At 65.4% G+C, this 16,174-nt stretch carries 10 protein-coding genes and 1 tRNA gene; 5 read left to right on the top strand and 6 right to left on the bottom strand.

All coding sequences use genetic code 11. The features are described from left to right. Positions 1 to 11: 11 nt before the first annotated feature. The 5 genes from JJJ16_RS01660 to argS all read right to left on the bottom strand — a co-directional run bounded on the left by JJJ16_RS01660 (position 12) and on the right by argS (position 10,535). On the bottom strand, positions 12 to 281 hold the full coding sequence (locus tag JJJ16_RS01660; RefSeq protein ID WP_219751134.1) for a CopG family transcriptional regulator: 270 nt from the start codon (positions 279 to 281) through the stop codon (positions 12 to 14). Positions 282 to 497: 216 nt separating this feature from the next. After that, complete coding sequence (locus tag JJJ16_RS01655; protein ID WP_219751133.1) at positions 498 to 4,844, bottom strand: S8 family serine peptidase; 4,347 nt, start codon at positions 4,842 to 4,844, stop codon at positions 498 to 500. A 238-nt stretch (positions 4,845 to 5,082) separates the two neighbouring features. Next, positions 5,083 to 7,104: a S8 family peptidase gene (locus JJJ16_RS01650; RefSeq protein ID WP_219751132.1), complete on the bottom strand. Its 2,022-nt coding sequence runs from the start codon at positions 7,102 to 7,104 to the stop codon at positions 5,083 to 5,085. Between the two features lie 346 nt (positions 7,105 to 7,450). After that, positions 7,451 to 8,851: a diaminopimelate decarboxylase gene (lysA, locus tag JJJ16_RS01645; protein WP_219751131.1), complete on the bottom strand. Its 1,401-nt coding sequence runs from the start codon at positions 8,849 to 8,851 to the stop codon at positions 7,451 to 7,453. A gap of 4 nt (positions 8,852 to 8,855) precedes the next feature. Beyond that, positions 8,856 to 10,535 carry an arginine--tRNA ligase gene (gene argS, locus JJJ16_RS01640; protein ID WP_219751130.1) on the bottom strand — a complete coding sequence of 560 codons (1,680 nt, stop codon included), beginning with the start codon at positions 10,533 to 10,535 and terminating at the stop codon, positions 8,856 to 8,858. A 170-nt stretch (positions 10,536 to 10,705) separates the two neighbouring features. Here argS and JJJ16_RS01635 point away from each other — a divergent pair, with 170 nt between their 5' ends. Beyond that, positions 10,706 to 11,965: an Nramp family divalent metal transporter gene (locus JJJ16_RS01635; RefSeq protein WP_219751129.1), complete on the top strand. Its 1,260-nt coding sequence runs from the start codon at positions 10,706 to 10,708 to the stop codon at positions 11,963 to 11,965. 554 nt (positions 11,966 to 12,519) lie between these two features. Here JJJ16_RS01635 and JJJ16_RS01630 read toward each other — a convergent pair. Beyond that, on the bottom strand, positions 12,520 to 12,975 hold the full coding sequence (locus JJJ16_RS01630) for a ribose-5-phosphate isomerase (protein ID WP_003794677.1): 456 nt from the start codon (positions 12,973 to 12,975) through the stop codon (positions 12,520 to 12,522). Between the two features lie 100 nt (positions 12,976 to 13,075). On the opposite strand from JJJ16_RS01630, the gene JJJ16_RS01625 reads away from it, so the two are divergent. The 4 genes from JJJ16_RS01625 (at position 13,076) to JJJ16_RS01610 (ending at position 15,983) form a co-directional block, all read left to right on the top strand. Then, positions 13,076 to 13,151, top strand: a tRNA-Arg gene (locus JJJ16_RS01625). Positions 13,152 to 13,319: 168 nt separating this feature from the next. Further along, entirely contained in the window at positions 13,320 to 14,738 is a 1,419-nt protein-coding gene (locus JJJ16_RS01620) for a sodium:proton antiporter (protein WP_219751128.1), read from the top strand. 340 nt (positions 14,739 to 15,078) lie between these two features. Then, a complete protein-coding gene (locus JJJ16_RS10165; RefSeq protein ID WP_225904960.1) occupies positions 15,079 to 15,504 on the top strand; it encodes a hypothetical protein in 426 nt (141 codons plus the stop codon). Positions 15,505 to 15,557: 53 nt separating this feature from the next. Continuing rightward, positions 15,558 to 15,983: a hypothetical protein gene (locus JJJ16_RS01610; protein WP_219751127.1), complete on the top strand. Its 426-nt coding sequence runs from the start codon at positions 15,558 to 15,560 to the stop codon at positions 15,981 to 15,983. Positions 15,984 to 16,174: the final 191 nt, after the last annotated feature.

Here is a 16,174-nt window from a genome sequence, read left to right as displayed (position 1 = left end):
ACCAGACTCTCCTACTCGAGCGAATCAATCAAATCGCGCACGAGCTGCGATGGCGTCGTACCTCGCTCCTGAGCCACCTCAGCAAGCTTCGCGCGGCGAGAACGATCAAGACGGAGGGTGAACGGCTTAGCGCCAACACCGACGCTAATCGGGCGGCCGGCCACAGACGAACCGAGATGCTTCCCGTCGTAAGGAACGCCGGTCTCGGCCTCGTTCCCCCAACGCTCCAGATCCTCATCAGTGAACGTCGCACCGTCAGCTGACGTATACGTCGCCATCATTACCTCCTTAAACCAACCTCTGCAAGCACCGCTCGCGTTACCAGCAAAGCCACTCATTCACACACATACCAGTGTATGTACGAAATAGGTCTCCAGGGAACGGGACTCCCACGACATCTCTGCCCGCACGCGTGCGACACACGCGAGGGGCCGCGCACCCAACGGTGCGCGGCCCCTCACCATCTCAACCGGGAGGAAGCCCCGGCCTCGTGACTCCTACTCCTGGAGGCGCCCCTCGTCGTCGAACACGTAGCGCGTGCCGTCGATCCAGCGCACCCCGGTCACCATCGCCCCGGAGGAGGACAGGTAGAACCAGGAGCCACCGTCCTTCACCCACCCGGTGCTCATCGCGCCGGAGGTGGCGAAGTGGTACCAGGAGGAACCGATGCGCGCCCAGCCCGTGGCCATCGCGCCCGAATCAGCCAGGTAGTACCAGGTGGAGCCGTCGCGCATCCAGCCGGTGCGCATCGCGCCCGAGGAGCCCAGGTAGTACCAGGTGTCGCGCACCTTGGTCCAACCACTCGCCATCTCGCCGCTGATGGGATCCAGGTAGTACCAGGTTCCACGCACCTGCACCCAGCCCGCAGCCTGTCCGCCGGAGGGTCCGTAGTAGAACCAGTGGCCACCCTCGCTGACCCAGCCGGTCACCATGTAACCGCGGGCATCGAAGCGGTAGATCGCCCCATCGATACGCAGCTGCGTCGAGGTCGGGTAGGTGCCGTCCTCGTAGCGCCACCACCAGCCGAACGCGCCGGAGACCCAGCGGCCCGAGCGGGCCTCGTCGGGGCCGACCTGGTCGGGGCTGACGGTGAAGGGAACCTGGAGCGTCGCGTCGTCGTCGGCCCGCGAGTCGTTATTGCGGCCCATCGCCTCGACCGTGACCGTAGCGGCACCCGCGAAGCGTCCCGTCCCATTCGGGTGGGACACATCCACACCGTCGGCCTGCAGCGTCACCGAGTTACCCTCGAAGGCGCCGTTGCCCGCGCCGGTCGCGACCTCACGGTCCCCGACAAGGAGACGCGCGGAGGTCACCGGACCGGTCACCGTCACGCGGATGGAGACGCGTCCAGCGACGCTCTCCCCCGCTAGCGGCTGCCACGTCGTGCCATCGGTGGAGTATTCAACGCTGCCGATGACGGGCTTGGCCTGATCCTTGAGGACCGCGTCCAGGGCGTTGGGCAGGCCCGCGCCCCGGTACTCGCGGCCCTCGACGGGCTTGAGGCGATCCCAGTTCGCCGGATCCCCCGCCTGCTTCTTCGCCAGGGCGATGATCTGCTCGGCGTTCATCTCCGGGTGGACCTGGCGCAGCGTCGCAATGACGGCGGCCGCCAGGGGCGACGCCTGCGACGTGCCGTACAGGTTGCCGTAGGCCTTGCCGTACCAGCTCGTCAGAGGAGCGTAGATCTTCGCGCCGGGGGCGGCGAAGTCGACACTGTCCGCACCCCAGTTCGACCAGGACGCCGGCTCGAGCACGCCGGTTGCGGGGTCGGCCCCCTCGGGCAGCTGCAGCGCGGACACCGAGAGCGTGCCGCGCAGCTTCGGCGGCATGTAGACCGCGCCCGTCACGTCACGCTCGTGCGCACCCCAGGTGTCGCCGGGAGCCGAGTCGTCGGTCGTGGGCAGGTTGTCCAGGTCCGTCGAGAAGTTACCGGCGGCCACCACGTTGATGACGTCCTTCGAGGTCGCGTAGTCGACCGCGCGCTGCACGGCCTCCTGGCCCGCGGCCTGCTCGGGATCGTTGGGGAGCCAGTACTTCCACGGGTCCACGTAGTACGAACCGTTGGTGACTGAGATGCCGTGCTCGGCGGCCCACACGAAGCCACACACGATGTACTCGGGGTAGAAGAACCCGCCGTTGCGCGAGGCCACGTTGATCGCGGCGATGCGCAGGGTCGGGTTCACGCCGTCCACGCCCACGCCGTCGTGCTTCGCGGCGATCGAGCCGGCCACATGCGTGCCGTGGGTCGCGTCGTCCCAGCGCCAGGCGGCGGGGTCGCGGTTCGGGATACCGTTGAACGAGCAGGACACGGACTTGTCATGGTCGACCTGTCCGACCAGATCCGGCACGGTGTCATCGACGGACTGGTCCATGATGCCCACCGTAACGGGCGCGCGCATCACGTCCACGCCCTGAGCCTCAAGGGCGCGCAGGGCCTGGAGGTGCCATCCGTTGCCGGTCTGCGGGTCCGGGGTGAGGGCAGCGTCCTGGTCACCCTGCGCCGCCTGCGCTCCCTGGGAGCGGGGCGCCGCCGCGATCGCCGCATCCGCCGCGACTCGCGTCTCGTAGGAGATGGGGACCATGGCCTCGTTACCGCCGACAGGCGCCTGGCGGGTCGGGCCGATCGAGTCGTAGCTGATCCCCTCCTTCACGAGCGCCGCGCCCAGGTCGGGCGAGAAGGTAGGCGATGCCGACTGCACGAAGAATGTGCCGAAGGCCGGGTACTGCGCCAGCAACAGGCCACCGTGGAACGAGGCCTGGGCCGCCGCACGCTGGAAGGTGGCGTTATCGGTGCCCTTGGGCAGGTTGACCGCGTAGTTGGCGGGCAGCTGGTCGGTGCTGCGCGCGGGAGCGGTGATGCCGGCCTTAGCGGGGCCCGACGGCGCGGGCGTCGCGTCGGCATCGGGCGCGGGGGCCGGGGACACGGCGGCGTTCGGGTCGCGCGCGACGGTGAAGATGGCCTCACGGCCCGTATCGTCGTCGGCCTGGCGATCGAAGTTGATGCCGGTGGCACTGACCTGGACACGGGCGGTCACCGAGTCAGTGCCCTCGGGCAGCAGTGCGCTGAGGTCCACGTTTTCGATCGAGGCACCCAGGGCGTCGTCGAAGTACTTGCCCGAGCCGTCGCGGTCGACGGCGGCCAGACCGGCGACGTCCATGTGCAGGTGGCTGATCGGGGCGATCGCCTCGGTGTAGAAGGTGACGGGACCGGCCGGCAGAGTCGCACCCTGCACGTCCTTCCATTCACCCTTGCCGACCCGGTACTGCAGGGTCTGAACGGTCGGCTGGGGCTGGTCGCGGCGCATCGTGGTCAGCGCGTTGATGAAGCCGTAGCCGCGGAATTCCTTGCCGTCCTCGGGCGCTTCCAGGCGCGTGTATTCCATGGCGGCCTGCTTGCGCATGAGGTCGGTGATCTGCTTGCCCTGGAATCCCGGGTGGATCGACTTAATGAGTGCAGCGATGCCCGTGATGTGGGGCGTGGCCATCGAGGTGCCGCTGGTCTTGGCGTAGCCGGAGGAGAAGATCGACGTGGGAACGGTGGAGTAGATGTCCTGCCCCGGAGCAGTGAAGTCGACGCTCTTGCCGTAGTTGGAGAAGTCGGCGCGCTTGAGGTTCGCCCATTCGGGCTTGGTCTCGACGTTGGTGCGCGTGGCGGCGCTGACTTGGCTGACGCCCTCGACCATGGCGGGGACCTTGACGCCGTTCTTCACGGGGCGGTCCTTGATCGGGGTGTCGAGGTCGGTTGGCGAGCCGCTGTCGGTCGTCACGTTGTCGTTGTCCATGCCGTCGTTGCCCGCCGAGGCGATGACGGCCAGCCCCTTGCCCTGCGCGTAAGCGATGGCGCGGGTCGCGGCCTCGAGGCCGGCAGCCTGCTCGGGATCGCTCGGGCTCCAGTAGACCCACGGGTCCATCGAGTAGGAGTTGTTGACGATGTCAACGCCGTGGCTGGCGGCCCACATGAAGCCGCAGGTCACGTACTCGGGGTACATGAGCTGCTCGTCGTTGGAGGCCTTGATGGACACGAGGGTCGCGGTCGGCGCGATGCCGTCGATGCCGATGCCGTTGTGGTTGGCGGCGATGATACCCGCGACGTGCGTGCCGTGGAAGTAGTCGTCACGCCAGGAGCCGTACGCCTGCGAGGGGATGCCGTTGTGCCCGCAGGAGACGGAACGGGAGGTGTCGACGCGACCCACGAGGTCGGGGTGCGTGTCGTCGATGCCGGTGTCGATGACGCCGACGGTGACGGGCGCGTGCGCAATCGGCACGGCCGCCGCATCGGTGGCGCTCATCGCCTGGGCGCCCCAGTTGACGACCTCCTCGGGCTTATCGGCCTCGGTCGCACTCTGGCCGCGCAGGGAGGACGGGCCACCCGACTGTGCTCCGGACTGCGCGCCCGATTGGGCTCCTGACTGAGCCGGGCTCGCCTCGCTTGGCTGCGGGGCGGGCTGCGGGTCAGGGGCCGCCTGGCGCTCACCCTCGGGGACGGCGGCCACGCGCGTCGGGCCGACCGAGTGCACGGAAATTCCGGCCTTCGCCAGGGCTGCGGCCAGGTCCGGGGCGAACGAGGCCGACTCGCTTTGGGCAAAGAACGTCCCCAGCTCCGGGTAGGAGGCCAGCGTGACGCCCCCGACGGATGCGACCAGCGAGGTCGCGCGCGCAAGGTCCTCGGAACTGGCCTGCGGGCTGAGGTTGATGGCGTAGTTCATCAGGCCGGCGCTGGCGCGGGCGGGCGCGATGAGGCCGGTATGATCGTCGGCCCGGGTGGGTGGGGCGGTCGCCGTGGCAACACCCATGGACAGGGCGAGGGCGGCGACGAGCCCGATGCGTGCAACATTGCGGCGCATGGTTCCTCGACTTTCAGTTGTGGGTCTGGCGAGTACGACAATGTACCCATCAGAACTATCATGCTTTAGTTTGTCACTCGCCACAATTTAGCGTCGCTTAAATTGGTCAACACCCGCCTAGAGGCAAGAATTTCATGTAATCACTCCCTCGCCCGCCTATGCCCAACTCTCACGACAGCAAGGCGGGGCCGCGCACCCTCAGATGCGCGTCCCCGCCTTGACACGTGGGAACGGTCGATTACTGCATGCGACCGTCCGGGCCGAAGGTGTAGGTCACACCATCCACCTGCCGAGTGCCGGTGACCATCGCACCGGACACGTCCAGGTAGTACCAGGACCCACCGTCGTTCAGCCAGCCAATTGCCATCGCGCCGGAGGGAGTGAGGTAGTACCAGGCACCATCGACGTAAGCCCAACCGGTCACCATCGCACCCGAAGCGCTCAAGTAGTACCAGGCATCATCGACGTAAGCCCAACCGGTCACCATCGCACCCGTGGGGGGTTCCAGGTAGTACCAGGTGCCATTCACGTTGGCCCAGCCCAATACCTGGGCCCCCGAGGTCTCGTGGTAGAACCACCGGCCACCGTCAAGCACCCATCCAGTCACCATGTAGCCGCGCGCATCGAAGCGGAAGGTCTCCCCGCGGATCTGAATCGAGGTTGAGGCCGGGTAGGTTCCGTCCTCGTAGCAGTACCACCAGCCTGTGGCATCCTTGACCCACTCACCAGCCATGGCCTCGTCGAACCGTCCCAGATCATCCGTCACCGCATCGAGCGCATCGAGGAAGCCGTAGCCGCGGTACTCCCTGCCGTCGATCGGCTCATTGAGGCGTCCGTAATTAGCCTCGGCCTGCCTCTCCATCACCTTTATGACCTGGGCGCCCGTAAGCTCCGGATGCACTGACTTGATGAGGGCCGCGACACCCGACACGTGCGGGGTCGCCATGGACGTGCCATCGGCGACGGCGTAGCCGCTGCGGTAGAAGAGCGTCGTGGCCGTGGAGTAGATCTGGTCGCCCGGGGCGGCAAAATCAATCGTGTGACCGTAGTTGGAGAACTCGGCACGGCCCAGGGACAGGCCCGGCTTCACGTTGTACGCCTGACCGACCGCGCTCACCTGGGCGACGCCGTCGAGCATGGAGGGAACGCGGATACTGCCTTCCACCGCGCGATTCTTGGTCGGCGTGGGAACGTCGGTAGGCGATCCGTTGTCGATCCACGGATTGTCGATATCGACACCCTCATTACCTGCCGCCGCGATAACGGCCAGCCCCTTGTCCTGCGCGTACTTAATCGACCGCGTGGCCGCCTCGAGGCCCGCAGCCTGCTCCGGGTCGGTCGGGCTCCAGTAGACCCACGGGTCCATCGAGTAGGAGTTATTGACGATGTCCACCCCGTGGCTCGCCGCCCACATGAACGCACAGGTCACGTACTCGGGGTAAATGAGGCGGTTGTCATTGGTCGCCTGAATGGCAACGATGGTCGCTTCAGGGGCGATGCCGTCGATACCAATGTCGTTATGGTTAGCCGCGATAATGCCCGCGACGTGCGTGCCGTGGTAGAACTCATCGCGCCACCCGTAGAAATCCTGCGTGGCGACACCATTCACCGAGCACTTCACCGAACGCGACGTATCGACGCGCCCTTCCAGGTCGGGGTGCGTATCCTCGACGCCGGAGTCCACGACCGCGACGGTCACGGGGGCGCGCTTGACGTTGACGGCCTCGGCCTCGCGCGCGTGCATGGCAACGGCACCCCAGTTGAAGATCTCCTCGTTCGCTTCAGTGGGAGCGGCACTCGCGGTCTCATCGCGCATGGAGTTCAGGCCGCCCGCCGCTCCCGACTGCGGGGCGGGGGCCTCGTCCTTCTTGTCGGTGGGCAACTCGACGCGCTCGTAGTAGAGGACGGGGGCCACGCGCGTCGGGCCGATCGAGTGGATGGAGATGCCGGCCGCTCGCAGGGCGGCGGCCAGGTCGGGCGCGAACGAGGGCGTGGCGCTCTGCGCGAAGAAGGTACCAATCTCCGGGTACGAGGCCAGGGCGGCGCCACCGGCTCCGGGGACGAGGGCGAGGGCCCGCTGGAGGTCCTCGGGGTTCGTGCCCGCGAGGTTGATCGCGTAGTTCATCTCGTCGTTGTCGGCGCGGGCGGCGGAGACGAGTCCGGGCTCCTCGGCTCGGGCGGAGGGGGCGTTCACCGCGGCCACGCCCATGGACAGGGCGAGAGCGGCGACGACGCCGATGCGTGCGGCAGTGCGGCGCATGTTTCCTCGACTTTCGATTGTCACTATCAGGATTTCGGCTGCATTCACAGCTGCACCCATCATCCTAGAGTTTGTCAGTAACAACAAAACCTAGGCTTACCTAAGCTCGTTCCCTAAGACCTCTCCCCAAGATCACTCCCACCCCTCAATCTCGCACATAATTTCCCCTGGTCAGAATTTGGGTACACCCACAAACGTTGCAATTCCAAGGGCGCAATTTCAAAATTGGAAATAGCGGGACGGGAATTACGTGCGAAATTTGGGGGTGCACAAGACAGGGAGTGCGCACAAAACGGGGAGCTCCCGTAGGTGCTCCCCGTTTGCTCGGTTTTTTACAAGCCGACGTTTACTCCAGGCCGGCGTCGAGGGCCAGCAGGTGGTCGACCGTCTGCGGACGGATGAACCAGCGCGCCGCTCCATCCTCGACCGCGAGCACGCCCGGCTTCGTCAGCATGTTGTAGTTCGAGGCCATCGAGTAGCCGTACGCGCCGACAGCAGGAACGGCCAGCAGGTCGCCTCCCGTGATGTCGGCCGGCAGGTCGATGTCGCGGATGATGATGTCACCGCTCTCGCAGTGCTTGCCGACGATGCGGCAGCGCACGAGTTCAGATGCATCGGCGGGATCGCGGTTAGCGAGCGTCGCCGTGTAGGCCGCGTCGTAGAGGACCGGGCGGATGTTATCCGACATGCCGCCGTCGATCGCCACGTAGCGGCGCATTCCCCCGTCTTCCAGGGAAATATCCTTGACGACGCCGACGCGGTAGAGCATGACCATCGACGGGCCAGCGATCGAGCGGCCGGGCTCCACGGACACGTGCGGGATCGGCAGGCCATGGTGGGCACAGCGCTCGCGCACCACGGTAGCCAGCGCGCGGGCGACCTCGACCGGGGAGGTCGGGACCGGGTCCTGGCCCGTGTAGGCAATGCCCACGCCGCCGCCCAGGTCGATGGCGGGAACGTCCAAGCTCAGCTCAGCCTTCAGGAGCGCCGCGAAGTCGACGACGATGCGCGCGGCCTCGGCGAAGGCCTCGGTCCCAAAAATCTGGGAACCGATGTGGCTGTGCAGGCCCCGGAAGTCCAGGTGCGCCGCATCCTTGATCGCGGCCACGGCCTCGTACGCCTGGCCGGTGGCCAGGGACAGGCCGAACTTCTGGTCCTCGTGGGCGGTCGCGATGTACTCGTTGCCGCCTGCGTGGATGCCGGACTTCAGGCGCACCATGACGGGCGCGACGACGCCGAGGTCAGCGGCGATGCGCTCGATCTGGTGGACCTCGTCCATCGAGTCGATGAAGATGCGGTGAATGCCAGCCTCGAGGGCGAGACGGATCTCCGCGTCCGACTTGTTGTTGCCGTGCAGGCCGATGCGGTCGGGGTCCACGCCCGCGCGCAGGGCCAGGCTCAGCTCGCCGAGCGAGGCGGTGTCGATACCCAGGCCCTCGGCCGCGACGAGGCGCGCGACGTCGGCGCTCAGGAAGGCCTTGCCAGCATAGAAGGCGTCGCCGCCGTTCATGCCGTAGCCGTCCCAGAACTCCTCGGCCATCGCCGAGGCCCACACGCGGGCGCGGCCGCGCATGGCCTCGACGTCAAGCACGAAGGTGGGCGTGCCGAAGTCGGCGGCGACGCTGGTCAGGTCGACGCCTCCCACGCGCAGCACGCCGTCCTCCCGAGAAGCGCTCCACGGCCACAGGTCGGGGCGCTCATCGGGGGTCGGGCAGGTGAGGGTACCGACGCTTGCCGTCTCGCTCACCGGCTCACATCCTCTCGGGGGCGCTCACACCAAGGAGGCCGAGGCCGGTGCGCAGCACCTGGGTGACCGCGTCGTTGAGCCAGAGGCGGGCGACGTGGCCGGGCTTGACCGGGTCGTCGCCGCGAGGCGTCACGCGGCACTGGCCGTACCAGGCGTGGTAGGTCGCAGCCAGGGACTCCAGGTAGCGGGCGATGCGGTGCGGCTCGCGCAGCTCGGTCGCCTGCGCAACCTGCGCGGGGAACTGGGCGAGGGCGGCCAGCAGGGCCTCGTCGGCCTCGGAATCGAGGGCAGCCGGGTCGAAGCCTGCGTCGCGGGTGACGCCGTGCTCGGCGGCGTTACGGGCCACGTTGCAGGTGCGCACGTGCGCATACTGCACGTAGTAGACCGGGTTGTCGTTGGAGTGCTGCGAGAGCAGATCCAGGTCAATGTCGACCTGCGTGTCCATCGAGACGCGCACGAGGGCGTAGCGCGCGGCGTCCACGCCCACAGCATCGACGAGGTCGTCGAGGGTGACGATCGTGCCGGCGCGCTTGGACATGCGCACGGGCTCGCCGTCCTTGACGAGGTTGACGAGCTGGCCGATGAGGATCTGCAGGTTCTCGCCCGGCTTGTCGCCGAACGCGGCGCACATGGCCATCATGCGGCCGATGTAGCCGTGGTGGTCGGCGCCCAGCAGGTAGATGGCGGCATCGGCGCCACGCTCGCGCTTGTTGAGGTAGTAGGCGACGTCGCCCGCGAAGTACGCGGCCTGGCCGTCCGACTTGATGAGGACGCGGTCCTTGTCGTCACCGTAGGTGGTCGTGCGCAGCCACACCGCGCCACCCTCGTCAAAGATCTCGCCGCGCTCACGCAGGCGCTCGATCGCCGCGGCAACCGCGCCGGAGGTGTGCAGGGACTCCTCGTGGAAGAACACGTCGAAGTCTGCCCGGAAGGTGTGCAGACGCTCCTTGATCTCCGCGAACATCAGCTCGACGCCGCGAGCGCGGAAGACCTCAATGGCCTCTTCTTCGGGCAGGGTGATCGGGTCGGGCTCGCCGGCCGCGCGCGCGTCAGCGCGGACCTGGTCGGCAATGTCGGCGATGTACTGGCCGCCGTATCCGTCCTCGGGGACCTCGCGGCCCATGGCGCGGGCATAGAGGGAGTGCGAGAAGCGGTCGATCTGCGAGCCGTGGTCGTTGAAGTAGTACTCGCGGGTCACGGCTGCGCCGGAGGCGGCCATGAGGCGGGCAAGCGAATCGCCGACAGCGGCCCAGCGGGCGCCACCCAGGTGCACGGGGCCGGTCGGGTTCGCGGACACGTACTCGAGGTTGATCGAGCGGCCCGAGAGGGTCTCGTTGCGGCCGTATGCGGCGCCGGCCTCGACGATGGTACGAGCCAGCTCGCCCGCCGCACCCGCGCCCAGGCGGATGTTGATGAAGCCGGGGCCAGCGACCTCGACGGAGTCGATACCGTCGGCGGCGGCCAGGTCGTCGGCGAGGATCTGCGCGAACTCGCGCGGCGCCATGCCAGCCTTCTTACCGAGCTGCATCGCGACGTTGGTCGCCCAGTCGCCATGCTCGCGCACGCGCGGGCGCTCCACGGTCACGGGGTCGGGGACCAACGAGGGGTCGATCGAAATGCGACCGGCGGCAGCAGCGTCCAGCAGGGTCGCGCGGATGAGAGTAGCAAGTTCTTCAGGAGTCACCCCTTTAGACTACGGGGTTTTTGCTCCCATCCGCGAACTCTCCCCGGGTCCGTGAATGAAAACCTGGCCACACGAGGCGCGCCTGGGTGGCTTTCGTCCCGCCGTGAGGGACGCGAGGCGAGTAATGTTTCGGGTAGCCGAATATTTTTCTACCTATAGTGAGGATCCCCGTGACCACCACGGACACCGAGCAGCGCCACAAGCTCATCCCCCTCCTCGGCCCCGCCTTCGTCGCGGCCGTCGCCTACGTCGACCCCGGAAACGTCGCCGCCAACATCACGGCGGGCGCGCGCTACGGGTACCTGCTCGTGTGGGTTCTCGTGGCCTCAAACATCTTCGCGATGGTCATCCAGTACCTCTCCGCCAAGCTCGGCCTCGTCACCGGCCAGTCCCTGCCCGCCCTGCTCGGCGACCGCATGTCTAAGCCCGCCCGCATCGCCTTTTGGATCCAAGCGGAGATCGTTGCGGCCGCAACCGACCTGGCCGAAGTCATCGGCGGTGCGCTCGCCCTCCACCTCCTGTTCGAGGTCCCACTCCTGTGGGGCGGCGTCATCATCGGCGCCGTGTCCATGGCGCTTCTCGTCGTCCAAGGCGAAGGCAAACAGCGCCAGTTCGAGACGATCATCGTCGGCCTACTCATCATCATCACGCTGGGCTTCCTAGCGGGCCTCTTCGTCGCGCCTCCCAGCCCGTCGGGGATCCTCGGCGGCCTCCTCCCCCGCTTCAAGGGCACCGACTCGGTCCTCGTGGCCGCGTCCATGCTGGGCGCAACCGTCATGCCACACGCAGTCTATCTGCACTCCTCGCTGGTCAACGACCACGAGGCCGACGAGCTCGGCCCGTCCACCGGCGACGCCCACCACTCCTCCGGACACCTCACGCGCCTGCTGCGCGCCACGCGCATCGACATCTACTGGGCGCTGAGCATCGCGGGCCTGGTCAACATCGGTCTGCTGCTGCTGGCGGCCGCGGCTCTGGCCGGTCAGAGCGGCACTGACACGATCGAGGGGGCGCACGCGGCAATCTCCTCCACGCTCGGACCGGTCGTTGGCACGGTGTTTGCGGTGGGTCTACTCGCCTCGGGCCTGGCCTCCACGTCGGTGGGCGCCTACGCTGGCTCGGAGATCATGAACGGCCTCCTCCACATTCGCGTGCCCATCATGGCGCGCCGCCTCATCTCCCTGATCCCGGCGCTCATCATTCTGGGCGCGGGCGCCGAGCCCACGTGGGCCCTCGTCGTCTCGCAGGTCGCCCTGTCATTCGGCATCCCCTTCGCGATCATCCCGCTCATGCGCCTGACCGCCAACCGCGACGTCATGGGCGACTACGCGAACAATCGTCCCCTGCGCGTCACCGGTTTCCTCATCGCGGCCGTCATCGTCGCGCTGAACCTGTTCCTCGTGTACCTCACCCTCACCGGCCAGGGCTAAGGGACGAGGCCGGGGCTGGCGAGGAAACGCCGAATACCCTCGGTCATTCCAGACAGCCGACACCCCAGATGTTACAAACGTCGTCAAATCGGAGCATTTTCAACCGCTCAATATGAGGTCCCGTTACAAAGGTCGTCAAACCAAGCCCAAAACACGCGATTTCTAGCGAAATATCGGGCGGATTGACGACGTTTGTAACAATCACTCGGGGAGACGTACAAAAAGTCGCTCGGATTGACGACGTTTGTAACACGAAACAACTCAGCGACATGCACTCTCAAGCATGATAGCAGGATGCCGCCACATAGGGCAGACAAGTTGGGGGTACCGCGCGGTCTGCGGGCCCTGCCGAGGTTTCCAGCGGACGCGCCGAGCCACAGGTAAGCCAGAAGGGTGGCGAGCAGACGATAGCCCACACGGCAGCTCCAGATCAGGCGGAGCGCACAGCGCCGAGATACATCAGGCAACGAACGACAGCAAAAACTGACGAAGCAGGCACACAAAACGGGGCCGGTGGTCACCCACCGGCCCCGCCTCGCGAGTCTGCGCGTCGTTCAGGCGCGCACAGAGCGCTCGTAGTCCTTCATCAGGTCGATGCGGCGCTGGTGGCGCTCGTCGCCGCTGAAGGGGGTCTCCAGGAAGGCGTCGATGAGGGCGAGAGCCTCTTCTTCACTGTGCTGGCGGGCGCCGACGGCCACGACGTTCGCGTCGTTGTGCTCGCGGGCCAGACGTGCGGTCGCATCCGACCACACGAGGGCGGCGCGCACGCCTTCCACGCAGTTGGCGGCCATCTGCTCGCCATTACCGGAGCCGCCGATGACGATGCCGAGGCTACCCGGCTCATCGACGACCGCCTGGGCGGCTTCAATGCAGAACGGCGGGTAGTCGTCGAGCGCATCGTAGGTGTGGGCGCCATGGTCGACGACATCGTGACCGGCCTCGCGCAGGTGCGCGACGACCTTTTCCTTGAGTTCGAAACCGGCGTGATCGGTGCCGATATGAACGCGCATGGGATCCTCCTGAAGAGTTCTCAAACAAGCAACGCCCACTAGTATGGCACACATCACCGTCCCACGTGGTTGTATGAAACCCTGCTAAACTGACCGAGCTGCCCCGATAGCTCAGCGGATAGAGCGCTTGCCTCCGGTGCAAGAGGTCGCAGGTTCGAGTCCTGTTCGGGGTGCCACTCATATCCGGATCGCTCACAATGCCCGCGTCCAACCCAGCGGAAACCCGCGCGCGAACGCGCCCCGGCCTCGTCGATGAGGCCACTCCCACCTCCCGGAACGCTCCACACCCGCTCCCCTACCCCATAAAATGGTGAGCGTATCTAACGTCAATCAAGGACTGGCCGATGACCTACCCCTGGTGGAGCCTGCTCCCCTTCATCGCGATGCTTGGCTGCATCGCAGTTCTGCCTATCATCCCGAAGACCTCGCACTGGTGGGAAAAGGAATCCTCCCAGCTCTCCGTCGCGCTCGCTCTCGGCGTGCCGACGACGGTCTGGATGTTCATGAAGGCGGGCACCGGCCCGCTCATCGCCACGGGCGTGGAGTACGTGCAGTTCATCGCGCTGCTCTTCGCGCTGTTCGTGGTCTCCGGCGGCATTCACCTGGCCGGCGACATCAAGGCGACCCCGCGTAACAACACGATCTTCCTGGCTATCGGCGGGCTGCTGGCCTCGTTCATCGGGACGACGGGCGCGGCCATGCTGCTCATCCGCCCGCTCCTGGAGACAAACAAGGAACGTAAGCACCGCGTGCACACGGTCCTGTTCACGATCTTCATTGTGGCGAACTGTGGCGGCATACTGACTCCGCTCGGCGACCCGCCGCTGTTCCTTGGCTACCTGCACGGCGTGCCCTTCGCATGGACGTTCGCGCTGTGGAAGGAATGGCTGTTCGTCCTGGCGTTGCTGCTCCTGTCGTACTACTCGATCGACCGCGTACGTTACGCGTCCGAGGACACCGCCTCCATCGAGGCCGACGACCGCGAGGTCAAGCCCCTGAGCCTGCACGGCAAGATCAACCTGCTGTTCTTCGCGATCATCATCCTGTCCGTCGCTTTCGCTCCCTCCTGGGACGGCGAGGCGCTGGCCGAGGGCCACGTACACTCGTGGACCGGCTTTGTGCCGTGGCGCGAGATCATCATGTTCACGGTCGCGGGCCTGTCCTACAAGCTCTCGGACAAGAAGGTGCGCTTCGAGGAGAACGCGTTCACGTGGGCGCCGATCATGGAGGTCGCGACCCTGTTCATCGGCATCTTCTCGACGATGGCGCCGGCGCTGCGCTACCTGGAGCAGATCGCCCCGTCCCTGCCGCTGACCCGCATGACGTACTTCGTGTTCACGGGCGGCCTGTCCTCGATCCTGGATAACGCCCCGACGTACATGACGTTCTTCGAGATGGCGAAGGCTTCCGGCGGCGAGGGCACCCTGGTCGCGGGCGTGCCCGAGTACTACCTGATCCCGATTTCGCTGGGCGCCGTGTTCTGTGGCGCGATCACGTACATCGGCAACGGCCCGAACTTCATGGTCAAGTCGGTCGCCGAGTCCGACGGCGTGCCCATGCCGTCGTTCGGCCGCTACATCGGCTACGCGTTCACGCTCCTGGTGCCCGTCCTGGCCGCCATGGCGATGATCTTCGTGGGCGAGACCTGGCTGGTTCGAGGCCTGGGCATCGCCCTGGCCGCCGGCCTGGTGTTCCTGTCGCTCGTGCGCATCCGCCGCGCGGGCCTGGACGAGGCCGTGGCAGACTTCAGCGGCGACGAGTGAGCCGGCGGTCTTGACAGATGCATCGAGGGGGCGGAGCCAAGCGGCTCCGCCCCCTCGTTTCACCCACCAGCAGGGATTCTATAAGTAATTCCGCTGAGGCAAACCTCATGCGCCAAGCCCCTTCATCAGCTGTTCCGTTACCCTGATGCTAAGCCCAGGCTAGCGAGCAAGCTGCAGGCGGAGTGGGGAACGACCTGGTTACGCTCAACCTTGTCACTGGCGCCCCAGCCGACGGCGTCATCGGCGGATTGGTCGGGCACTACGCTGGAGAGATGGCTGCAGATGAAGTCAACTCAGTCATTGATAGCCATATGGACAACGAGTAAAAGGGATTCAGACGATGAAATACGATGATGTCATGCCAGTTTTGACATTTCTATTTGGCATCTTCTGCATGACAATGTGGTACCTTGAAATGTTCTCAGACAGTCGCCTTGGACGAATCTTGGGAACGATGACAAAACCAAGTCTTCTCAGTAAAAACCGGTCAGCGATCTGTGCCCCAGCATTCTCACTGTTCTTTATAGATGTCGGCGTCATGACCTTAGCCGAACAGGGAATCATACCGCGCGCCCTGGATACGCCTTGTGGCTATATTTTATTCCTCCTCATCCCAGTAATTCTCATTGGCCTTCTACCCATCAAGTTTCCCCGGTGGGTCTACGCCGATTGGCAGTACGCCAAGCGGCACGGGCTCTTAGACGCCGATGGCAACATCGATCAGGAGGCGTACGAGAACCACGCGGACAGGAAGGAATTCTGGTGAACGAATAGGTACCAATTACCTTATCCCCGATCCAGCCAATGAAGGATGAGTACATGAACGAGAACATTACACTGGCTATTATCGGAATCGGAATGGGATTCTTCGGAGCGGCAGTGTGGTACACCGAGATGTTCACTGACTCGAAGGCCGCGAACCTGTGGCGTCGAATGAATGGGAATGGAAGAATCAGTAGAAATTATGCCGCTATCGGAGCCCCCGCATTTGCATGCATTTTTCTTCTTGGTGGCACCTTAGGAATCATCAATTATTTTCAACTACCTGGGATTTGGACACGCTTTGCCGCCATTTTGATCCTGATATTTCTATCTTTCTTCCTCATTGGCCTTCTGCCGATCAAATTCCCACGCTGGGTCTATGCCGATTGGCAGTACGCCAAGCGACACGGGCTCCTAGATGAGAACGGAAACATCGATCAGGAGGCGTACGAGAACCATGCGGACAGGAAGGAATTCTGGTGAACGAACAGTCGACGATGACTATTTCCTCGGGATGGAGGTAACCTACCCCGAGGAACACGGCTCATTCGATGCTCGAACCAGCAACTCCAGTGGTCCTCATGAACCTGCCAAGGGACGGAGCCAAGCGGCTCCGCCCCCTCGTTTCGTCATGCCGCGCTTTATCGCTGCATTACTTGACGGTCACTAGAAGG

The organism is Schaalia sp. ORNL0103 (genome assembly GCF_019429565.1).
In the GTDB taxonomy this organism is placed as follows: domain Bacteria; phylum Actinomycetota; class Actinomycetes; order Actinomycetales; family Actinomycetaceae; genus Pauljensenia.
This window is presented reverse-complemented; position numbering and strand designations above follow the sequence as displayed.